Origin of the sequence: Xanthomarina maritima (assembly GCF_008084905.1) — a bacterium.
Lineage (GTDB): Bacteria > Bacteroidota > Bacteroidia > Flavobacteriales > Flavobacteriaceae > Xanthomarina > Xanthomarina maritima.
The window spans coordinates 25,418-47,831 of sequence record NZ_VSFC01000022.1 but is presented as its reverse complement, the minus strand read 5'-3'; the positions used below and the strand labels follow the sequence as shown (position 1 = coordinate 47,831).

At 32.9% G+C, this 22,414-nt stretch carries 17 protein-coding genes; all 17 read right to left on the bottom strand.

Features of this window, described 5'->3' with window-relative positions:
• Positions 1-3 precede the first annotated feature (3 nt).
• Positions 4-7,494: an ATP-binding protein gene (locus FVF61_RS04620; RefSeq protein ID WP_148453855.1), complete on the bottom strand. Its 7,491-nt coding sequence runs from the start codon at positions 7,492-7,494 to the stop codon at positions 4-6.
• Complete coding sequence (locus FVF61_RS04615) at positions 7,491-8,537, bottom strand: sensor histidine kinase (RefSeq protein ID WP_148453853.1); 1,047 nt, start codon at positions 8,535-8,537, stop codon at positions 7,491-7,493. The genes FVF61_RS04620 and FVF61_RS04615 overlap by 4 nt, the downstream gene beginning before the upstream one ends.
• Positions 8,537-9,700, bottom strand: coding sequence for an FIST signal transduction protein (locus tag FVF61_RS04610; protein WP_148453851.1), 1,164 nt, complete (start codon positions 9,698-9,700; stop codon positions 8,537-8,539). Before FVF61_RS04610 ends, FVF61_RS04615 begins: the two co-directional genes overlap by 1 nt.
• Positions 9,697-10,839, bottom strand: a complete 1,143-nt coding sequence (locus FVF61_RS04605) for an FIST signal transduction protein (RefSeq protein ID WP_148453850.1) — start codon at positions 10,837-10,839, stop codon at positions 9,697-9,699. The genes FVF61_RS04610 and FVF61_RS04605 overlap by 4 nt, the downstream gene beginning before the upstream one ends.
• An 11-nt stretch (positions 10,840-10,850) precedes the next feature.
• Positions 10,851-11,162 carry an EthD family reductase gene (locus FVF61_RS04600; RefSeq protein WP_148453848.1) on the bottom strand — a complete coding sequence of 104 codons (312 nt, stop codon included), beginning with the start codon at positions 11,160-11,162 and terminating at the stop codon, positions 10,851-10,853.
• A gap of 10 nt (positions 11,163-11,172) precedes the next feature.
• Positions 11,173-12,312, bottom strand: a complete 1,140-nt coding sequence (locus tag FVF61_RS04595; RefSeq protein ID WP_148453846.1) for an FIST signal transduction protein — start codon at positions 12,310-12,312, stop codon at positions 11,173-11,175.
• A gap of 68 nt (positions 12,313-12,380) precedes the next feature.
• A complete protein-coding gene (locus FVF61_RS04590) occupies positions 12,381-13,145 on the bottom strand; it encodes a DUF6090 family protein (RefSeq protein WP_148453844.1) in 765 nt (254 codons plus the stop codon).
• A gap of 3 nt (positions 13,146-13,148) precedes the next feature.
• Complete coding sequence (locus FVF61_RS04585; RefSeq protein ID WP_148453843.1) at positions 13,149-13,925, bottom strand: DUF6090 family protein; 777 nt, start codon at positions 13,923-13,925, stop codon at positions 13,149-13,151.
• Positions 13,922-14,617 carry a DUF6090 family protein gene (locus tag FVF61_RS04580; RefSeq protein ID WP_148453841.1) on the bottom strand — a complete coding sequence of 232 codons (696 nt, stop codon included), beginning with the start codon at positions 14,615-14,617 and terminating at the stop codon, positions 13,922-13,924. Before FVF61_RS04580 ends, FVF61_RS04585 begins: the two co-directional genes overlap by 4 nt.
• Before the next feature lie 43 nt (positions 14,618-14,660).
• A complete protein-coding gene (locus FVF61_RS04575) occupies positions 14,661-15,452 on the bottom strand; it encodes a DUF6090 family protein (RefSeq protein ID WP_148453839.1) in 792 nt (263 codons plus the stop codon).
• A complete protein-coding gene (locus FVF61_RS04570; RefSeq protein WP_148453837.1) occupies positions 15,445-16,230 on the bottom strand; it encodes a DUF6090 family protein in 786 nt (261 codons plus the stop codon). Before FVF61_RS04570 ends, FVF61_RS04575 begins: the two co-directional genes overlap by 8 nt.
• A gap of 12 nt (positions 16,231-16,242) precedes the next feature.
• Positions 16,243-16,971 (bottom strand): DUF6090 family protein, encoded by a 729-nt coding sequence (locus FVF61_RS04565; RefSeq protein WP_148453835.1) that lies wholly within the window; start codon positions 16,969-16,971, stop codon positions 16,243-16,245.
• Positions 16,972-16,977: 6 nt separating this feature from the next.
• Complete coding sequence (locus FVF61_RS04560) at positions 16,978-18,042, bottom strand: DUF6090 family protein (RefSeq protein ID WP_148453833.1); 1,065 nt, start codon at positions 18,040-18,042, stop codon at positions 16,978-16,980.
• A 130-nt stretch (positions 18,043-18,172) separates the two neighbouring features.
• Positions 18,173-18,937, bottom strand: a complete 765-nt coding sequence (locus FVF61_RS04555) for a DUF6090 family protein (RefSeq protein WP_233586694.1) — start codon at positions 18,935-18,937, stop codon at positions 18,173-18,175.
• A 66-nt stretch (positions 18,938-19,003) separates the two neighbouring features.
• Positions 19,004-19,339: a hypothetical protein gene (locus FVF61_RS04550; RefSeq protein WP_148453829.1), complete on the bottom strand. Its 336-nt coding sequence runs from the start codon at positions 19,337-19,339 to the stop codon at positions 19,004-19,006.
• Between the two features lie 39 nt (positions 19,340-19,378).
• A complete protein-coding gene (locus FVF61_RS04545; RefSeq protein ID WP_148453828.1) occupies positions 19,379-20,626 on the bottom strand; it encodes a DUF418 domain-containing protein in 1,248 nt (415 codons plus the stop codon).
• A 51-nt stretch (positions 20,627-20,677) separates the two neighbouring features.
• Positions 20,678-22,414, bottom strand: a complete 1,737-nt coding sequence (locus FVF61_RS04540; protein ID WP_148453826.1) for an amidohydrolase family protein — start codon at positions 22,412-22,414, stop codon at positions 20,678-20,680.

Sequence of the window (22,414 nt, the reverse complement as noted above, 5' to 3'; positions counted from 1 at the left end):
CGATTAAATTGGTAGTTTTATAATAAATTCTGTTCCAACTCCTTGTTTAGTCTCTACTTTCAATTCACCTCCATGGCCTTTTGTAATAATATCGTAACTCATACTCAGTCCTAATCCTGTACCTTGTCCCGTTGGTTTGGTCGTGAAGAAGGGTTGAAAAATCTTTTCTAATACGTGTTTAGGTATTCCGTTGCCATTGTCTTTTACTGAAATAGTAACCATGTTGTTATTCTTTTTTGTGGTTAAATTAACAGTTGGCTGATAACCATTTAAGTTTAATTGTTTTTTCTCATTTACAATATAAAAAGCATTAGTCAATAAATTTAAGACCACACGACCAATATCTTGAGGAATGATATTTATTTTACCAATGGATTCATCAAAATCTGTGACTAACGTAGCATTAAAACTTTTGTCTTTGGCACGTAAACCATGATATGCCAATCTTAAATATTCATCAGCTAAAGCATTAACATTTGTTGGTTCTTTTGTGCCAGAGCTAGATCTAGAATGTTGTAACATACCTTTTACAATACCATCTGCGCGTTTACCATGATGATTAATTTTTTCAAGGTTTTGTATGACGTCATTTAAAATGGCATGTACTTCTTCCATATCTCCGTTTTCAAGTTCTTCCTTTAGCTCATCGATGAGTTCCTGGCTCACTTCAGAAAAATTATTGACAAAATTTAACGGATTCTGAATTTCATGAGCAATTCCAGCTGTCAATTCTCCCAAGCTAGCCATTTTTTCAGATTGTATTAATTGGGTTTGTGTGAGCTGTAATTCAGATAAAGCATCTTCAGCACTTTTTTTAGCAGCTTGTAATTTTATCAAATCTTCTTCTGCTTTTTTTGTTTGGGCTTCAGAAATCTTTAAATCGTTGAAACGTGTATAAGTTAAATTAAAAACAGCTGCAAAGCGTTCCAGTAATTTTATAGTTTCTTCTGGTTGTTCTTCTGCAGCAGCCATACCTATTAAGCCTCCTGAAAAATAAGCTATGGTTTGTACACGCCTTTTTTGTTCTAAACCATGTATAAATGGAATATCCATTTCTTTATTTAGATATTGAAAATAGTCTTGTAATTCTTTTCCTGTCATATCTATAACTAGAGATTTTTTCTGCTGTTTCCATCCTGTCAGCATTTTTTTGATCGACTTGTTTTTTGAAGCTTGAAGTGTAAAATGACTTCCAAGTTTACTGCCATCTTCATTGGTTGCCCAAGCTTCTATATTTGTGCCATTATTATTTACAATGCCAATAAATAAACGGTTTGGAGCAATACCTAATTCTAATAACTGTTGAAAAACAACCACAGATGTTTGAGCTAATTCTTCAGAGTTCTGCATAGCAAGTGTTCTGCTTCTTACACGTTCTAAACTTGCTTCAATTAATGATTCTCTAGCTTGTGCTTCTGCTTTTTGAAGGTCGAGAAAACGAGTGTATGATTGCTCGAAGACATGAGCAAACCTACTAAAAATGGCATTTTCTTCCTTTGTGAAAGGAATAGCTCTATAATTACCAACATATAAATCAATATTTTTAAGCAAAAAGCTTGATCGAGCAAAACCTGGAGCATTTAATATAAAATCTTTTATTATTTGTGGAAAATGTTTTAAATCTGAAAAGGTAATCATATGCTGGCTCCATTCCTTGTTTTCTTCAGCTGTAAAAACATCTTCAATAAAATTGACTCCTTTTTTTTGAGCTTCTTTAACAGAATTTAGTACACGAATATTCAGAAATGGAACTTGAAGTAATACTGGTTTGGGTTGTCCAGGTGAAGCTAGCCAAAATTTAAAATCTCCTTCTTGGTTATTCTTTCCAAAACTAACAGTCTCAAATTTTAAATTCAATTGCAATAGTTGCTTTGCAACAACTTCTATAACTTCAAGCATTTCTTCACTTTTATGCATTGCCATACTTCTAGAACGGACACGTTCCAAAGCTGCTTCAATTTGTGCTTCTCTAGCTTGAGCTTCTGCATTTTGAAGATCTAAGAAACGTGTATAGGTTTGTTCGAAAACTTTTCCGAAACGTTTGAAAATATCGTGTGCCTCTGGGACATTTTCATAAGTAATAAATAATAAAAAGCCATTTGTAAATTTAACAAGATGATTGATCTGATGGGTTGGTAGTGAAATTCCAGCATCATCATATTGTCTTAATAACTGCTTTAGTTCAGGTAAAGTGGCCATATACTTGTAATGTTCTACCAATTCTTTTCCACCTTGTTCATATTCAAAAAAGGCATCCTTGCGCTTTATGGCTTTGTACCAGGGCAATAGACTTGAATGTTCCGTTAATGGTAAAGTGAAAGGTGCTTGTATTTCGCCTTCACTACTCATTATGCACTTTGCTGATTTTTTGTCATTGGAAAGAATGTTGTAGCCAGCAGACCAAGCAGGAATGCCCAACCCTTGTACTTCCATAAACAACACGTTGGCAGCTTCCGGCAATTCGTCACTATGTTGCATGGCCATAGTACGAGAACGTACTTTTTCCAAAGCCATTTCAATCTTCGCTTCTCTGGCTTGTGCTTCTGCTTTTTGTAAATCTAGAAAACGTGTATAGGTTTGTTGGAACACTTTTGTAAAGCGCAACATAATATCAGATTGGTCATCTGTTAGCAATTCGCCACCTATATTTAATAAATAGCCTTGCTTAAAATTAAAGGCGTGAAGTTTTAATTGGGCAGGCGACACGGCAATTAATTCTTCAGCTGAAATAGGAAAATTGATACTTTGTTCGGCTATGAAGGTTTGGTGGTCGATGGTTTGTTGTTCATCCATCTCAATTACAAAAACGGGTTCTTGCTTTTTCCAGTTTTTAATAACAGATCGCATGTTGTCCGTTTTGTCGTGAAAAACTCCTGTAGCAAAAGGCATTATCTTTCCAGTTGAAGGATCTGCCATATAGTTCCAGCCTATTTTTTCATCCTCTTCCAAAATCACGTAACCGCTTGTGATGCTTTCAATACCCAGTTTTGTAATCTCATTAAACAATAATGCTCCAGCTTCTCTCAGTTCATCACTGTTATGCATTGCCATACTTCTACTACGAACGCGTTCTAAGACTAATTCAATTTCTGATTCTCTTGCTTGTGCTTCTGCTTTTTGGAGGTCGAGAAAACGCGTATAAGTTTGCTGGAATACCTTTCCAATTCGCATGAGGATTTTATTTTCTTCATCAGAAAAAGGAGTGCCAGAATAATTTTCGATATATAAGCCAATATTTTCTAATAAAACAGTAGAAATGGCTAAAGCATCAAATTTAAAATAGGTTGCTTTAGTTTCTTCAGGCAAATCTGGAAGAAACTCAAACATGTCTTTATAGAACTTGTTTTTTTCCTCAAAGCCTAATTGGTTAGCGAAGAAATTTTGACCTTTTTTCTTGGCTTCATTAAAACTGTTCCAATGTGCACAATCAAAATAAGGAATTGTTATCTCAGGAAACACAGCATGTTCATCAGCAAGCCAAATATGCATTTTTTCATTTTCCTTATAATCTAATATAAAGCCAGCATGTTCAATATTGATGTTCAACTGTACAAATTGATTATACAGAACCTGAATAACTTCTTTAAGTTCTTCAGTATTATGCATGGCCATACTACGTGAACGCACACGTTCTAATGCTGCTTCAATCTGAGCTTCTCTGGCTTGTGCTTCGGCTTTTTTGAGGTCTAGAAAACGTGCATAAGTTTGTTCAAAAATCTTTGTGAACCTTGATAATAAAGATTCTTCTTCTTTATTAAGTTCTGAGCCACAAACCAGGTGTAGATAACCATGAGAAAAATTAAAGCAATAAAATACGGTTGGGTCTGGGAACTGATTAAGAACCATTTCTTCTGCCTCTTTAGAATTAAACGTAGTAATGGCATACTCCAAATGTTTTCTTCGCTCTTTTCCAGCTACTGTTTGGTGGAAAACGGTTTGCTGTTGTTTCCATGCATCGTAACGCGAATCAAAATGGGTATCTCCAGTTAAGGGTAGAAAAAACAATCCTAAAGAGTCTCCTCCTGGATTGGTAACCCAAGTTAATTGTCTTTTGGTTTTTTCATTTATTTCTACATAACCACAAGAAACAAAGTTGGTCACACCAAGCTTAATAAGTTCTTTGTAAAGAAGGACAACAACATCTTGGAGTTCTTCTCCTTTTTGCATGGCCATGGTTCTGCTTCTTACTTTTTCTAAGGCTACTTCTATTTGTGCTTCTCTAGCTTGTGCTTCGGCTTTTTGAAGGTCTGAGAAACGAGTATAGGCTTGATTGAAAACTTTAGCAAAACGTATTAATATACTCCTCTGTTCTTCGCTCAACCCTTTGTGACCAGCAGTTTGCAAACAGCCAAAACTATGGAAGGAGCCAGACATAACTGATTGTTCTGTTGCTTGCATCATCGTTTTTAAAGTCGCTGGAAATTGCTTCATTTCTGTTTCTTCGAAAACAAACTTGTCCCAATCTTTTTTTACTTTACCTTTTAAATGATATTCCCAATTTGTATTTCGTTCTTTCCAACCTTTAAGAACAGCTTTATAGGGAGGATTTTTATGATTTTGTATATAAAAACTAACAGGTTCAGCTTCTCGATTTGCCATCCATAAGCGTGTTGAATAATCGTCATCGTTCATAATCCAGATGAGACATCTGTCCAAATCCATATCCAGATTATTCAATTCTTTATAAACTGTGCCTATCAATTCTTTTAATTCGTCTGAATTTTGCATTGCCAAAGAGCGCGAACGAACTTTTTCTAAGGAGGTTTCAATTTTTGCTTCTTTGGCTTGTGCTTCTGCTTTTTGAAGATCGAGAAAACGTGTGTAGGTTTGCTCGAAAACTTTAGCGAAACGTTTGAAAATATCATGTGATTCTGGAACATGTTCTTTTGTGATAAATAATAAATAACCATATTTAAAATAGACCACATGATCCAATTGATAGGTTGGAAAACCTTTATTTGTTTTCTTTAAATTTTTTAAGACATCACCTATTACAGGAAGCGAGCTCATGTATTCGTAATGATCTTCACAAGCTTTACCAGAAAATTCCTTAATGAAGAATGATTCACCTTTTTGGCCTTTTTGGTAATATTCCTTAAATATTCCTTTATGTGGAACTGTATATGTAGGTAACATACCAGCTTCGTTTCCAAACCATTCTGTGGACTCTTTGTCTCCATAAATATTAAAAGCACAACCCCATGTTTTAATGCCTAAGGCTCTTACTTGTTCATCTAATAAGAAGGACGCTTCTTGTAATTCGTCACTATGTTGCATGGCCATAGTTCTTGCTCGAACACGTTCTAAGGCGAGTTCAATTTCGGATTCTCTTGCTTGTGCTTCAGCTTTTTGCAAGTCTAGAAAACGCGTGTATGTTTGCTGAAATACTTTTGTAAAGCGTTGTAAAATTTTAAATTCTTCATTAGATGCTTCTTTCCACATACCCAATCCTAAAAAACCATGCTCATGCCATAGTTGGTGTAAGTGAAACTGGCTATCTTCTTTTGGTAACGATAGTTTTATATGGAAAAAATCCTTGAGTGTTTTTTTGGCTACTTCTTTCGGCATTTTGATCAGAATGAATTCCTGTTTGTTTTTCCAAGCTTCAATTTCTTGTTGGAAATTCTCAAAGTCTGCACCTTTGACTGCTACTGGAGTTATTTTAGTTTCACCATGACTTACCCATATTTCTATGTTGTTTTTTTCAACATTGACAAGGGATACCCAACTGGAAATAACTTTGAGGTCTAGTTCTTTTAGTTGATAAAAAAGATTTTCTATGACAGCTGCTAAATCTGTACTTTTGTGCATAGCCATAGTACGACTTCTTACTTTTTCTAGAGCGAGTTCTATTTGGGTTTCTCGTGCTTGCTTTTCAGATTTTTGAAGATCTAAAAAACGTCGATGTGCCAAATCAAATGCGCCAGCAAATTTCACCAAAATGTTTATGTCTTCTTTTGGTGGATTTTCAACAATTCCAGGTAAGCTATAACCAATTTCTCCATGGGAAGTTCTTGCCATGATAAAGGTCAAGCCACCAATATGTTTGATGTCGTCATCAGTTGGTGCTTGAGGGTCTATATTCTGAAAATCGCCAAGCGTGACCATTTTATTGACATAGTCTAGAGCTTCGTCCACATTCATTGCATACACAACGGTTGGCTTATTGCTTTTTTCCCAATTAGCCAATAGTGGAATGTCTCCATGGATATGCCTTGGGAGTTTCATTACAAAACCTATTTTTGTTCCATCGCCAGAGGTCATGGCTTTTTCATAAGTTTCTGGAAGCCACATCATGTGCCAGAAATAATGTGCTTCATAGCCAAGATTGGTGAATTCATTTCGCATGGTAACAACTATATCAAGCAGGTCTGATGATTGTTTCATTGCCAATGCTTGTGAACGGACTCTTTCTAGCGCCAAATCAATTCTTGTTTCTTTTGCTTGTGCTTCAGCATTAGAAATGTCTTTATAGCGCTTATAGGACAATTGGAAAACGTTTCTGAATCTTTGTAAAAGATCTTGTTTTTCTTTTGAGATTGGACTGTATGTTGAAATACCTATGCCACTTGAGCCTACAGAGTAGTTGTAATAGTGAAGTGATTTGACATCATCCAATCTTTTATCTTCATATTCTCTGTTTGTTTTTCTGAAAGCTTTCCAATCTTTAAGCTCTTTACCTTTTATGGTAAGTTGACTGAAAGCTTCGTCCGATTTTCGAATAACTTTAATAAATTTTTCCAGAGTTGTGTTACCCTTAAATGGCATTTTATTGATATTTCCTCCAGTAGCTAATGAATAATCATAGTTGGTGAAATAACTTTCCTCATCAACAAATACATGAATCAGGGTATTGCGAAGTTCAGTAAATCCTAATGCTTGTAATTCATCAAAAACAATTTTGCAAATACTCATTAAGTCTTCAGATTTCTGCATTCCCATAGCAATAGCTCTCACTCTTTCAAGGGAAGATTCAATCTCTAGCTCACGATTTTTTTGTTCGAGTTCAATCGTGCGACGTTGTATAGCTTCTCTGAGTTCTTGGTTTTCTTCGTTTATTTTATCATAACCAATGGTTTCTCCTTCTGCTGTTTTTGAATCTGGAATCGAGAAATGCTGATAGATAAATCGCCAGCCAGCTTCAGTTTTTCGGAGTGTAGATGAAAATCTAAATCTTGCATAATAATTCCAATCATTTTCATTGAGAAACCAACCATCAAAAATGTGTGTAATAAAAATAAGTTCTCCAAATTGTTCTATGGTCTTGGTTTCATTTCTTATTTCGGTTTTACCAGCAAATTGATCGCCTGTATCTGCAAAAAATTGTGTGGTATCCTTTCGGTTTAAAAATTCCTCATTTTTAGCAGAACCAATGAAGTGGTAATCGTTATCCAAAAAAGAATCATATATTTCAATATCACCATTGAGATAACTGTGCATCCAAGTATCATAAATCTTCCAGATTTCGGTTTCTATTTTTTTGGTCAGTTTCATTCTTTGTTGTTGGTTGGAAGTGAAATGATAAATTCTGTGCCTTTGTTTTCTTTAGTGTTTACATTAATGGTTCCACCATGCGCTTTAATGATGTCGTAACTTAATGATAAGCCTAACCCTGTCCCTTGCCCTGTAGGTTTTGTGGTGAAGAAGGGCTGAAATATTTTATCTAAAGCTGTTTTTGGAATTCCATTTCCGTTATCTTTAACATAGATTTCAATTTGTTCTTTAGTTTTCTTTGTTTCAACAGTTATTTTCGGGTCGTAACCTTGGATTTGCATTTTTTTCTTTTCATTTACTGCATAAAATGCATTGGTTATAAGGTTTAAAACCACACGACCAATATCTTGAGGTGTGATGTTGATGGATTTTATTGAATCGTCGAAATTGGATTCTAAGATTGCATTAAATGATTTGTCCTTAGCACGTAATCCATGATATGCCAATCGTAAATACTCGTCAACTAAAACATTTATGTCTGTTAACTCTTTGGCTCCAGAACTGCTTCTACTATGTTGGAGCATGCCCTTTACAATACCATCTGCGCGTTTCCCATGATGGTTTATTTTTTCTAAATTTTGAATGACATCTTGAGCAATGGCATCAACTTCTTCCATGTCACCATTTTTAATCTCCTCCAGCATCTCTTCTAAAAGTTCCTTGCTGACTTCAGAAAAATTATTGACAAAGTTTAAAGGGTTTTGAATTTCATGAGCAATTCCAGCTGTTAATTCACCTAAACTTGCCATTTTTTCTGATTGAATTAATTGTGATTGTGTCTCCTTTAGCTCTTGTAACGATTTTTGTAAAGCATCATTGGAGTCTTCGATAGCTTTTCTTTTTTGTTCTAGTTCTTCAATTGTTTCTTCTAAAAGAATCGCTGTGGTTCGTTTTACTTTTTCGGTACGCTCCAATTTAAATTCTGAAATGAGCAAATCTTTATCAGCACTTTTTAAGGATTTAAGCAATGCTACTTTTTCATCTTCAGAAAGATGCTTTGCATTCTCTATAAAATCTAAAATATGTTGTAGGTTTTGATTCATTATTTTTCTTTTAAGGCTACAATGCAACAAGCATTATTATGAAATTCATTAGTGCCAATTTTGGATTTTCCATATTCACCATAAGTAAAAAAGCCAACCATGGGTGCATTCCAAACGTTTTGTACTTGTTCTATTTCTTCACTCATTAAAGCTCCAAATGATATATGTCTGCTCACGCATGAAAACATAATTAAGGCATCGGTTTGTTGCTGTGCGTTGTCCTTAATGCTCTCACATTCTGAAACGACTGTTTCGATGGAATCAAAATCTGGTGGCAACGAAAACTTTATTTTTGAACCTTGAGGCACAGATCCTGTACAAATAAGTGAACGGTCTTCTTGATTGGCAAACCTAGATGTACGTATGACAGTATCTCCATTTTTCCGTTCCAATTGCAATGGATAATACCAAGAGTTAAGAAATGGCACGATGTCCTTACTGTCATCTAACTTTAGTTCTACGCCAAGGTATTTCATAAACATGTCCAATGCTGGTTTATCGTCTATAGTATACACAATATTGCCTTCGCTTTTAGTTACTGTTTTTGCGGTTCCAATAGCTTCCCAACCACAGCTAGCGATACCTCTTACATCTATTTTGTCTTCATCAATGATGAGTGCTATAAGTGCGGTGTCTTTACTTTTTCCGTTGGTAAAAACAAGTGGTTTTTCAGCAATCAAATCATCTCCTGCCATACCTCCAAATATGGTTACTTCTCTTTCAGTCGAAGAATCAGATTTTTCAAAACCTTGCATGATGCCTTCTATAATTTGATCGCCATCTATATTTATTCCACCAGTTGCTATTATGAATGCTGGATTGGTAAAGGTTTCCTTTCCAATAAGGCCTAGTTTTTTTGCGTCTTCTAAAGTGGTCTGTTCAGTTATTTCAAGAAATTCTAGTTTAAAATAAGCTGGATTCATGTCTAACAACATGATAACCATACTACCTGTTTCAATATTTCCATCGATAAATTCACCTGCAGTTGTAGCGCCAAATATCTGAATGCCTTTTTCATCAAGTAATCTAGAAATGGCTTCTCTGTCTTGCTTAATCGATAGGAATACAATAGCTAAAGTTGGCTTGAATCCGTCGGAAGTTGCCTTATCAATTTCTTTGGAAATGACTTCAGTTGAATTTGCTTTTATTGTTTTTGAAATCATATTTTTTCCTTTAATGTTACAACACAACAGGTATTGTTATGAAACTCATGTTTTCCAGTTTTTGATTTTCCATATTCGCCATAGGTAAATAAACCTATCATTGGCGCACCCCAAACTTGTTGTACCTGTTCTAATTCTTCGCTCATTAAGATGCCAAAAGACAAAAGCCTACTTATGCAAGAAAACATAATCAAGGCATCAGCTTCTTGTTGTTTTTCATTTTTTAATTCATTGCATTCCTCAATTACTTTTTCTATGACGTCAAAATCTGGAGGAAGAGAAAACTTTACCTTAGATCCTTGAGGTACATTGCCAGCACAAATTAAGGACCGATCTTCAGTGTTGGTAAACATGGCTGTACGCATCACAGGAGGCATGTTTTCACGTTCCATTTGTAGTGGATAATATGCACCAATTTGGGTTACTATTTCCTTTCCTGAATCGAAATCAAGCTCTGCTCCAAGATATTTTACAATCATATCCAGAGCAGGTTTGTCGTCTATGGTATAAACGACATTCCCTTCACTTTTTGTGATGGTTTTTGTAGTACCAATTGGCTTCCAGCCACAGGTAGCGATACCATTAACTTCAATTTTATCCTGATCTATTATAAGTGCTAGTAGACCTTGGTCGCTTTTTGTGTTATTAGAGAACACAATAGGACCTTCTAGTTTAAGGTCGTCCCCAGCCATGCCTCCAAAAATGGTGGCATCGGTACCAAAGCCTTCGGTTATACCATTGATAATATTTTCACCATCTTGAGATAGCCAACCTGAAACAACAATGAATGCTGGGTTTTTAAACGTGTTTTTTCCTTCAAAACCCATTTGTTTGGCATTTTCGAAAGTAGAACGTTCTCCAGTTTCTAAAAAAACTAATTTAAAGTACTCTAGATTCATGTCGAGTAGCATGATAACAATACTACCTTCCTCTATCTCTCCATCAATAAATTCACCAGAAGTTGTGGCGCCAAAAATAGCAATTCCTTTTTTGTCCAATACATTTCTTATTGCATTCCAATCTTGTTTAATAGAAAGGAAAACGATTGCCAATGTTGGTTCAAATTTGTTAGAAGTTACCTTATCAATTTCTTTGATAATGGCTTCGGTTGAATTTGCTTTTATTGTTTTTGAAATCATTTATTTATAGGTTATGAATCAGTTTCAGTCATTCCAACAATAACATTTACACCACCTGTAGCAAAGTTGGACAAATCGTTAACAGTTGCTTGACCTTCAGGAGAACCCATGGTTTCTTGCATTTGCTCTACACTTGTAAAGTACAATTCTGCCATGCGATAATAATCGGCTTTTTGACCATCTGGTGTTCCTAAAAATTTAGTTAACTCAAATTTAGAAATACCTTCTACGGATTCAAAAATTGGCATATGTTTCTCTTTGTAATAGGTTTCAAATGCTTCTGCATCTAATGGATGTTTATATAAAACAGTTAATTTTAACATATTATTTAATTTATTTTTCTTTTATTGCTACACAGCAAGTCGTTAAATTATGCATTTCAAGGTTTCCACCTGTGGCTCTTGCTAGTTCAGCATTAGAAAACATGCCAGCCATGGGAACATTCCATACGTTTTTTATGCCTTCAAGTTCATCTGTCATCATTGGGCCAAAAGCAAGGATTCTTCCAGCACAACTAAAAATGATTAAAGCATCTGCTTCTGGCATTTTGGTGTCTTTTAAATTTTGAACTTCTTTGATAACTTTTTCCATCACATCCCAATCTGGAGGTAAAGAAAAGCGAACTTTGGAGCCTTGTGGTACTGTGCCACTTGTGTAAAAAGAATGGTCTGTCCAATCCACCACTAATGGTGGACGCATCACAGGATCTCCTTTATCTCTTTGTAATTGCAACGGAAAATTAGCTGCCAATTCCAAAAGCACTTCTTTATTGTCTGGAGTGATATTTTCCAGACCACCATATTTTACAGTAATGTCTAATGCGGGAATGGTATCTATAGTATATACATGATTTCCGTTACTTTTAGTAACTGTTTTTTCAGTGCCTACGGCTTTCCAACCACAGGTTGCGATACCTTTTATGTCTATTTTTTCTTCATTGACCACTAAGCAAACCAAACCATTATTGCTTATTTCTTGATTGGTAAAAACAAATGTTTCAGTAAAAGAATAATCATCTCCAGCAGCGCCACCAAAGGCATTTACGTCTTTACCAATAATATCTTCGAAACCACGTAAAATTTCTTCTCCATCAGCAGAAGCACCACTAGTGCCAATTAAAAAGGCGGGTTTTTCAAATTTTTCTTTTGCTTTTTTTGCAATTTCTGTGGCAACCTCTTTGTAGTCTTTATTTGGATATTCATTTATATAGATATGAAAATTTTCTTTTTTCATATCAAGCAAAAGCATAGCTATAGAACCTTTTTCTGTTTCTTCGTCGATAAATTCGCCATTAGTTGTACAACCAAAAATAGCAATGTCAAAATCATCAAGCAGTTTTGATATGGCTTTTAAATCTTGACATATTGAACTGAACACAATAGCCAAGGTTGGTTTAAAACCATCTGACATGCTTTGGGTTAAAGCTGCTTTAATTTCAGAAGTTGAGTGCCCTTTTATTGATTTTGATTTCATTGGTAGTTTAATCAGTGTTCGTTATTGCTAAAGTTAGTGAATTTTTAGTTGTTTTTTAAATGGGTTATTTATTCTAATTGATATTCAATTTTTAAAAGCGTTATTAAATTTGATGCCTTTTGCACAAGGTCTATTTCTGTGTTTTTAATTAGGGTCAAGTCGCCTTTAAAGTTTCTAATAGCATTGTTAAATTTGCCTAGTGTTGCTTGGTCATTTTTCAACAAATAATTTTTAGAGCCTTTCTCCATATCTGAGATTGAAAGTGTTTTGCTATCCCTTTCAAGAGCATCCACATCTACAATTTCAAACCATAAGAGATTGGTGTTTTCATAATAAAAATTTAAATCTGGAATATAAGATTCAAGTAAATGTTTCACTGATAAATCATAATCTATAATACCATTAGAAGCCTTTTTATTCACGATATAACGCATGCCGCCAGAATTTTTTAATTGTTGCATGGTTCTATCTGTATAAATAAAATCTGGAAAACTTGTAACAGCAGGCAAATTTCTACGCAAGGTATCGTTATAACCCATCGCTAATTTGTGATACATTTTTAGAACGGTATCTATTTTTAATTCAGAGGTTTCATATCTTTTAATTACGTATGAAAGTTTTGTAGTATCTGCTTCTAAATCTTCAATTAATGAAATAATGTAGTCTTTTTCTATTTTCCGTTCCGCTTTTGTTTCATTCCAATTATTAATGCTTAATGCAATAAGAATCCCAATAACCACGAGGATGATTTCGCCAATGGCGTATTTAAGATACTTAGTAATTTTACCTTCATTTAAAAGGTTTTGACGAATATGTCTGAAGAATTTTAGCATACATTAATGAGATTGGTTTTTTAGTTCTTGATCTATAAGTTTTAAAGTTTCTTTACAATGAATAAGTAGTTCTGAATAGTAATCGTTAGCTGCTTTTTGGTTCCAAGCACAAGCAGACATGGCTCTGATAACTATTTTAAATTTTTCGTCTTCAGGATGGTTTAAGAATTCGTAATCAGATTTGTTTAACATGCCTGGAACTGGGTAAATGTCCATGGTGTATTCTGAAAATTTTACCAAATCTGTATAAGAATCCAGATGAATTGATATGGCATCCATCCATTCTTTGTTGGCATAAAATAGTTTACTTTTTGTGTCGTAATCGCTATACAGATTTGTAATGGCTTCTATTAAGGCTGTATTTTTAATTAAAGTGAGATTCCCAGAACTAACCATGCCTTTATAGGTGTTGTCTTTTGGAATGAATACTTGGTCTAAAGCACGTCCAAAAACGGCACAGATATGTGTGACTTCTTCAAAAGAATCTACTTGATTGTTGAGGTCTTCAAGCGCATCTTTAATTTCTACTCTTATGGCATTGTTGGATTCTATTTTTTTGCGAAAATTCAAAGTGTCTAAAATCAAATCTCTATGGATACGTTCTAGATAGCTTCTACCTAATTTGTTTTCGTTGCGTTCTTGATTCCAATTATTTACTTGTAATGCCAAAAGGATGCCTATCATGACGAGGATGATTTCGCCAATGGCGTATTTGAAATACTTGGTGGTTTTGCCTTCATTCAAAAGGTTTTGACGAATGTTTCGAAAGAGTTTTATCATGGTTTGATATTTTTATTCACTTCTGAGATTAATGCAATAGTGGCAATTCGTTGTTTTTCACAATGTTTAAGTGCTATTTCACATAAATCACTACGTTCCAATAGAGTTTGTTTAAGTCGATATAACTCTTGTCCAGTAAAGGTTTTGGTGGTATCTAGTTGACCGTTTTTGTCTAATGAAAACATTGGAGAACTGTTTGTTGAATGAAGATTAAACATTTGATCAATTAAACCGTTGTTCGCGTTGATTACTTTAGAAGTATATTTTAATTGTTGGTAATAATGCATCATTAATTTACGCAAATTGTGGTCTTTTATTAATGACATTCCACCTGTGCTTAGTAGTTCGTTGAAGGAAGCTTCACTTTCTACAAATGTTTTACGATATCCTAGATTATTAGCTCCATATAATAATTCTTCTAGTTGGGTAAATGTTATATCGCCTCTAAAATATGAAAATGCCGTTTCTGTACGTTGAGAATAAATACTATCGTGTTCCATTTGCTGTTCTATTATTTCAAGTTGAAACTGCAAATCTTCTTTAATATTTTTAAGATGTAATTGTTCTAATCTTCTTTGATTTACATCTGATTTCCAGGCATTTAATTGAAGTGCAATCAAAATACCAATAACCACGAGGATAATTTCGCCAATGGCGTATTTGAAGTATTTAGTTGTTTTGTTCTTGCTCAAGAGGTTTTTTCGGATATTTCGGAAGAATTTTATCATTATTGGTTTAATCTTTTATTTCTTTATTTAATAAATCTAAAATTTCAAGAATTCGCTTATGAAGACTTTTAGCTTCTAAATTTGCTATGTAATTAATGTAAATGGCATTAGATAGTAAACTTTCAAACTCTTTGTTGTTTAAAAGGTCTGTTAATGGAATTGGAGTTGGCGATTTACTTAAAACAGGCTTATCTTCAATTTCTTTGTGGTCCATTAGAAATTTGAAATTGTCTTTAATTTCCCAATAGGCATTATCAACATCTCTTCCAATGCCAAGTTTCATGAGAAAGGGCAAATAAATAGTTCTGTAATTGTCTACATATTCTTGTTCAATTTCGCCAAGTTGTAAGATATAAGTTGTCCATTGTGTCAAACTCTTATTCAGGTCTTTATTTTTTATTAAACGAATATTTCCAGAGCTAATAAGGTCGTTTGTTATTGGGTCGAAAGTTGGTGTGTTTGTTAGAGTGCTTATGTTTGCCATTATGGAATCTCTGTTTGCATTGTTAGGAAAATCCATAATTGCTAAGGTATTTGATGCTGCATTTATAATTGAATTTCGTTGTTCAATTTTATTTTCTAATTGCAACAGATTAGACTGAAATTCTTCTTTCAGTTGTTTTAAAATATCTTGTTCTTTAATTCTATCTTTTCGTTCTTCATTAAGAGTGTTTATTTGAAGCGCAATTAAAATTCCAATAACCACAAGAATAATTTCGCCAATGGCGTATTTAAAATACTTTGAAGTTTTACCTTCATTAAGAAGGTTTTTTCTGACATGTCTAAAAAATTTAATCATAGATTAGTTCTTTTTCTATTAATTCTAATATGGAGCTGGAGGTATTTATTACATCTATACATTCCATAGCATTATGCCTAGCATGCATTTTTTTTGCTGAAATTAAGCTTTGAAAATTTAGATTATTCAACAAGGACTTTTCATCAAATGGAATTCTTGGAACTTCATTTTTTATTAGGTTCAAACCATTTTTAGAAGAATAAAAAGCTGCTTGGTTATCAAACATTTCTAGATTGCTTATAGGATATTTTTCAGCTAAGAATGGAATTAATATGTCCTGAGAAAATTGTATGGCTAATTTCTCGTCGTCATCAAGTTCATCGTCAACTCCAGACCAGATTGTTAGAAGTTTTCTAAGGTCTCTATTTTGAATAAGATTAAGATTTCCAGAATTAATTAAGTTGTTTGATGCTCCAGGTTTTGGTGTATAATCGAACCAATCGAAGGCAAAATATAATAAGCTGTCTAGTTGGCGAGAATTGTATTGACCTGATTGTGTAATTTCCTGAATTTTGGACATGGCTTTATATATATCTTCATTTCCAACAAAAATCCTTTCAGCATCATAGAAATTCTCTTGAAATTCTACTTTTAAATCTTTTAAAATCTCTTGTTCGTTATTTCGGTTTTGACGGTTTATGTTCCAATTGTTAATTTGAAGTGCCATTAAAATTCCAATAACCACGAGAATGATTTCTCCAATGGCGTATTTAAAGTACTTGGTCGTCTTATTCTGGTTCATTAGGTCGTATCTAATTTTTCTGAAGAATTTTATCATTTCAAATACTTTTTAATTCAGTTTTTTTAGCTCAGTAGTTAGCTGCTCTTTTAAACTTTTATTAATGTCCTTAAAGAGCAATAACTTCTCAAGTGTACCTCCATTATTATCCTGAAACGCTATAAGGAAAAATGATAATTCATCCTTAAAAATAGGATCATTAGGGTTTTTTACTACAATGTGCTCATCTTTTTTCATAAGCGAAAAGAACCGCATGATACCATTTGGATCATTGTAAATGTTTATTATGGAGGTTTCTATATCCAGAATACTGCTACTCATCTTTGGTTGTTCGTAATCGTAATATCTCGAAATTTTAGTTGTTAGTTCATTATCAGAGAGCTGTAATCCTTTGGATTTTAATATTTCGTAAGCATTATTAATTGGGTAATAGCGCTCAAAGGTTAACAAATTAACCAGATGAAATTGCAACGAATCGGGATCCATTGTTTTGGAGTTTACATATTTTAGCAACGGGAAAATTGCTTTTTTTGTTTTTTGACGCTGATGAAGAATATCATCTACTAAGCCAGCATCTTCTTCGAGATTTTTTAAAACTTCTGTTAGTATATAGCGTTCGTCTTTTTTAGATTTCTGGTTTTCGTTCCAATTGTTAATTTGAAGCGCTATCAAAATACCAATAACCACAAGAATGATTTCGCCAATAGCGTATTTGAAGTACTTTGTGGTTTTTCCTTGGTTGAGAAGGTTCTGACGAATATTTCGGAAAAGTTTAATCATAGAGTATTAATCTTTGTTCTTTATCAATTCAAGTTCAGCATTTAAGACAACCAATTTTAGACCTATAATGCGATTGTTTTCATCTTTTAAAATAGATGCTTCTTTATTCACGCCATAAAGTGATGTATTATTTTTAAAATATAAATCATGAGTTCTATTTCGATCTAAACTAATAAGTTTTAAAGTTTGTTCTTCTACTTTCATAACAAATGGCGCATTTAATTCTATAATTTCTCCAGTTTCTATTGTCACTTTAACTAGTGTATAATTTCCTAAAAGTTCTTGAACTTGTTGTGGTGTTGGCTCTATTAAATGCTGTGGAATAAAATCTGGAAGTTCTTTTGGATGTTCTGTAAGTTTTGCAATTTTATGATAAGCTTTTATGGCATTTTGGTCAAAATCAGTTACATTTCTTGTTAAGTTGCCAGCAGCATTACTATATAAATAAAGGGCATTTTTATAAAGGGAATCATTTAAAAAATAATGGACAGCCTCATCACTTATTTCCTCTTGTCGCATTGCATAATACCAAGGTTTTGTAGCGCCTAGATGGTCCATTAAACGATCTGTAATTTTATCTATTCTGGTGTCAAATTTGTCTATTTCGTATTTGTTATAGGTGTAAATTTCGTTGAGAGGAGCGATGATTTCTTGATATTTTTTTGGAACATTATCCAAATTATCAGAGAAATTTTTATAGCCATTACTATGTATTTTAAGATGAAAGGCATTTGTTGCTACGTTGAAATACATCCACTTTTTATCCCCTAAATAATTTTCTCTTGTTAGCTTGTTGTTAAGTGCTAATTGTATGATGGAATCTCTAGTTTCATAATAGCTAAACAACTCTTTAGATTTAAGTATATCTTCTTTTAAGTCGTTTTGAACTTCTTTTAAAATGGACACTATCTTGTTTTCATTGAGACGTTTCTCGTTCCAATTATTAATCTGTAAGGCAATTAAAATACCAATAACCACAAGAATGATTTCTCCAATGGCGTATTTGAAGTATTTAGAAGTTTTATTTTCCATGAGTAAGTTTTTTCTAATATGTCTGAAGAATTTTATCATAGTTTAAAATTATGTATAGATATAGTTAGTAAACGGCTATCTTCACCAAATGTCCACTGGACATTTGATTTTGCTGCATTTCGACTTTACTCAATGTGCCACAAAATTTTGTTTCGATAATCTAAAGAATTTAATCGTTGGTTAATTCTTTATTTAAATCTTCTTGAATTAATTGATTCAATTTTTGAAGATGATCTGTCATGGCATAATGAGAATATTTAAGTGCTACATTGTTCATTACAGAAAGCTTAAGTCCATTGATAAATTCTTTTTTCTCAAGCAATCTATTGTATTCAGGAACTACCGTAGCTACTAGAATTTGTGTAGAATCGCTATAAGTTAATAATCCGATTGCAGCTGTTTTTTGAATATCTAATAAATTGAGCATCTCGCCATTTACTACAGACACATTATAAAGGTATTCCTCATATTCTCTATACATATGATGTTCCATATTATCTATAGCTACATACATTTTATCTAGTTCCAGCAAGTAATCTTTAATAGAATCGTTGGTAATGTCGTTTAGATTTCCTGAGCTAAGTAGCTCTTTAAAGGTATTGTTTGTTGGAATAAAATTTCCTCTTTGAAAAACTTGTTGAATAATTTGTTCTAATTCTAAAACATCAGTTGCAGTTTGGAGTGTTTTAAAACTAAGCATTTGAGCAGCTGCTTTAGCTGTTATTGCTCTATAATTTATGAGACTATCATTATTTTTTAGTTCTAACAGAATATCTGTTTGGAGATTTTTAAGATATTTTACTTCTTGTTTTCTGGCTTTTTTGTCCTCATTGTTATTATTTATAGAGAGTGCAATTAAAATTCCAATTACTACCAGAACGATTTCGCCAATGGCATATAACAAATATTTGCTTATTCTGTTTTCTTTTATCATGTTTTTACGAATGTTGCGAAAAAACTTAATCATCTATAAATATGTTATTAATAAAGGTTAGACGATTTAATAAAGTATGTTATCTAAAATACGATCTAGGTTTCGTTCCATAAGCAAGTATTTTTTGTCGGTTAAGAATATTTCATACATTTCTTTTCTAAATTCTGATAGTTCCATATTAGAATAGTCATGTAACTGCACGTTAGTATCAATTTTATCAAATCTTTCATCTTCGGAATCTTCATGAAATTCTTTATGCATTCTTTCGAAAGTTTCAGCATCTGTTTTAGATTTAATTAATTGAAGCTCTTCTTCTGTTTCTTCAGAATCTGCATTGGCACAAAGCAGTAAAATATAAATTTGAAGTTCTTTTTTAGTCCAAGTTGTATTTTTTGAATTCATGGTATTATGCTTTTGAATTGATTTTGTAGATTTTATAATTTATTTTTTAAGATTGATTCTTTTATTATAGGTTAATTGTCTCCATATCCATTCAAGTGGCCCAAATCTAAAATGCTTTAACCACCATGTACTCATAACTATTTGAAAGACAAAAATAACAATAGTGATTCCCATGATTATAGTGATACCTAATTTACCTGTAAGTCCGAAACCAATGCCATAAAAGATGGTTATAGAAATGAATGTTTGAAAGATATAATTTGATAAAGCTGTTTTTCCAACTGGAGCAAACCAATATAAAAATTTAAATTCCATTCTATATAATAAAGCTAGTAAAGCAGCATAACCCATGGCAAGAGGAACGGTTCCAAAAGCATAAGAAAGTGTGTTTAAGAAACTCCATAAAGATTCGTGATTTGAAAAGAATTCGATGTAGGTTCTAAAAGTGCTAATTGGTAGACCGATACAAATTCCCCAAATAGCTACTCTCTTTAAAAAATTGGTGTTATTAAGTAAATTTTCGTTTAGAATTTTTCTTCCAGCCCAAAGACCGATTAAAAAGATGCCTAATACTTTAAAGATTCTACCTTCTTCTAGAATGTTTCCATATCTAATTAAGGTGTTCCCAATATTCATTTTAAAGAATTCTAAGATATCCTCATTTAATAAGTATGCTTGCATGTTGAATCTCTTTATGCCCTGCCATTCTGTTATTGGAAAACCTGAAGTTTCGGCAAGTTGTGTATTTAAATTAAAGAAGAATGCAGGGTAATTTAAATTTGCAACATTTATAATTGCCCAGTTTACAAGTGGGAATAGTATTAAAATAATTGCCCAACTTAAAAGGTGTTTGTTTGTACAATTAACAAACCAAATAAGTACAAAACCAAGTAATGCATATAGCGTTAAAATATCTCCTAACCAGATAAGTGCTAAATGGATTATACCAATTATTAAAAGCCAAAACATTCTTTGTCTAAAAAAGGTAGTAAATGGCTTTTCATGTGCTTGGAGTTTATTAAATTGCATGGCACAGCCTATTCCAAAGAGTAAAGAAAAAATGGAATAAAACTTACCATCTATAAGCGTAAAACAGATAAAGTCAACATACTCATCTGTAATTAAATTTGTTGATGGAATATGGGATTCTGGTGGAAAAAAGAAATATCCAGAAAAATAAACAATATTAGCAGCGAATATAAAAAAGATAGCAATGCCTCTTAGTATATCTAAAAAGTCTATTCTTTCTGCTTTTGTTACTGGTTGTAAAGGTTGGTTGGTTTTCATTTGTCTTAATTTTAATGCTATTAATAAAAAGACTTAGGGTTGTTTTGTTTTTTAGTTAATGAAATACACTTTTTTAATTTTATTGTTTTCTATATGATATATTGCAATGGCATCTATAATTTTATCACCATATTTCACGTATTCTTGATCCATAACTATATTTCCACGAATCAGTCTGCCTTTAAGTTCGCAATGTAAATTAGGGACTGATTGAAACATTTGAGAATAGCCTATTCGCATATTGTCTTTTCCTTTCGTGATTAATTGATCTGGATAATTGTAAATTTCAACATCTTCTGCATAAGGTTCTAAAAAGGCATCAATGTTTCTATAATTATATGCGTTTAATTGACGTTGTACTAAAGCTTCAGGAGTTTCTTCCACTAAAGTGTTTGGGTTAAAAATAACACCATTATTTATTACTTTGTCTATTTTAGTTAAGTTCTCCAGATCATTTATAGGGTTATTATCTAAAAGAATTAAATTGGCTTTCTTACCAATACTTACTGTGCCAAATTCATTTTCTTTATTTAAAATTTTTGCACCATTAATGGTTGAAGCCTGAATAATTTGCCAATTACTTAAACCACTTTTTTGCATGACTTGTAATTCTTTTAAATAGGAAGATGCATGAAGGGTTCCAATATTTCCAGCATCAGTTCCTGTAGCTATCAATACCCCAGCATCAGCTAAAATTTTTAGATTAACCATGCTGATGGAATCTGATTTTTTAAGTCCAGCCATACTAATTTCAGAATTGGACATGTTTTTATAATTTTCAACTAACACAGTATCTTTTATATGCTTTAAGTCTAATAAACTACCAAGTTGATACGGATTGGCAGTTTCAAATTCTATCTTGGTAAAACTATGTTTTTGACCAAAGGTGTTATAGTAATTATTATGAACGGTTAGAGTAGGACAGAGAACCACCTTATTTTTCTTTAAAAGCTGAACAAATTCATCTTGAATAATCTCATCATCAACACTATGTACCAAAAAGTCTGCACCATTTTCTACTGCTAATTGAGCCGTAATTCTTTCGGTAGCATGGACAGCTACTTTTAAATTATTTTTATGTGCTTCATCAATAATGGCCTTAACTATTGGAGCATATTCTATAGCAGTTGCTTCAAATTCTGATGTTCTGCTTTGAACTATGTACCATATTTTTACAAAATCTGGCTTGTAAGCTAATTGCTCTTGAACCATTTTTCTGCCTTCCTCAGCAGTTTTAACTAAGCTGAAAGGAGAATTATTTTCTAAACCTTTATAGGCTTCAGGCTCATAAGTGGTTAACAATGGACCAGTCATATAAACCGATGGAGCAAATTCATCATTTTTAAAATTCTCTCTAAGTTTTAATAAATTATAAGTTGCGCCAACATCAACAACATTTGTAATGCCGTTTTGCAAATATCTGCGTAATTGATCTTCCATGTTCTCATGAGAAAATTCTATAACTTCTTCAAATGATTTTATTTTTCTTAAATCAATTACATCAGGACGTGAATAAAGCCCACCATTCTGAAAAAAGTGGATATGAGCATCTGTTAATCCTGGAGCTAAATATTTGTTGCTTCCATCGATTACTGTTGCATTTTCAGGAATTTTTGTTTTCTTACTTGGTTGAATGTTTGAAATAATATCGTTGCTTATCTCAACCGTTTGATTAGATATTAATTTTTGATTTTCTACATCTACAACTGTTACATTAGTGATGTAAGTTTGTGAAAAGCAAAGTGTTACAAATAAAAAAAATGAAAAGGTTAAGAATGCATTTTTCAT

Coding starts and splice junctions, on each gene's coding strand:
- FVF61_RS04595 (WP_148453846.1), bottom strand. CDS start 12,312: ATGAAATCAAAATCAATAAAAGGGCACTCAACTTCTGAAATTAAAGCA.
- FVF61_RS04550 (WP_148453829.1), bottom strand. CDS start 19,339: ATGAATTCAAAAAATACAACTTGGACTAAAAAAGAACTTCAAATTTAT.
- FVF61_RS04610 (WP_148453851.1), bottom strand. CDS start 9,700: ATGATTTCAAAAACAATAAAAGCAAATTCAACTGAAGTCATTTCCAAA.
- FVF61_RS04560 (WP_148453833.1), bottom strand. CDS start 18,042: ATGATAAAATTCTTCAGACATATTAGAAAAAACTTACTCATGGAAAAT.
- FVF61_RS04600 (WP_148453848.1), bottom strand. CDS start 11,162: ATGTTAAAATTAACTGTTTTATATAAACATCCATTAGATGCAGAAGCA.
- FVF61_RS04620 (WP_148453855.1), bottom strand. CDS start 7,494: ATGAAACTGACCAAAAAAATAGAAACCGAAATCTGGAAGATTTATGAT.
- FVF61_RS04565 (WP_148453835.1), bottom strand. CDS start 16,971: ATGATTAAACTTTTCCGAAATATTCGTCAGAACCTTCTCAACCAAGGA.
- FVF61_RS04605 (WP_148453850.1), bottom strand. CDS start 10,839: ATGATTTCAAAAACAATAAAAGCAAATTCAACCGAAGCCATTATCAAA.
- FVF61_RS04555 (WP_233586694.1), bottom strand. CDS start 18,937: ATGATAAAAGAAAACAGAATAAGCAAATATTTGTTATATGCCATTGGC.
- FVF61_RS04585 (WP_148453843.1), bottom strand. CDS start 13,925: ATGATAAAACTCTTTCGAAACATTCGTCAAAACCTTTTGAATGAAGGC.
- FVF61_RS04615 (WP_148453853.1), bottom strand. CDS start 8,537: ATGAATCAAAACCTACAACATATTTTAGATTTTATAGAGAATGCAAAG.
- FVF61_RS04540 (WP_148453826.1), bottom strand. CDS start 22,414: ATGAAAAATGCATTCTTAACCTTTTCATTTTTTTTATTTGTAACACTT.
- FVF61_RS04590 (WP_148453844.1), bottom strand. CDS start 13,145: ATGCTAAAATTCTTCAGACATATTCGTCAAAACCTTTTAAATGAAGGT.
- FVF61_RS04575 (WP_148453839.1), bottom strand. CDS start 15,452: ATGATTAAATTTTTTAGACATGTCAGAAAAAACCTTCTTAATGAAGGT.
- FVF61_RS04570 (WP_148453837.1), bottom strand. CDS start 16,230: ATGATAAAATTCTTCAGAAAAATTAGATACGACCTAATGAACCAGAAT.
- FVF61_RS04545 (WP_148453828.1), bottom strand. CDS start 20,626: ATGAAAACCAACCAACCTTTACAACCAGTAACAAAAGCAGAAAGAATA.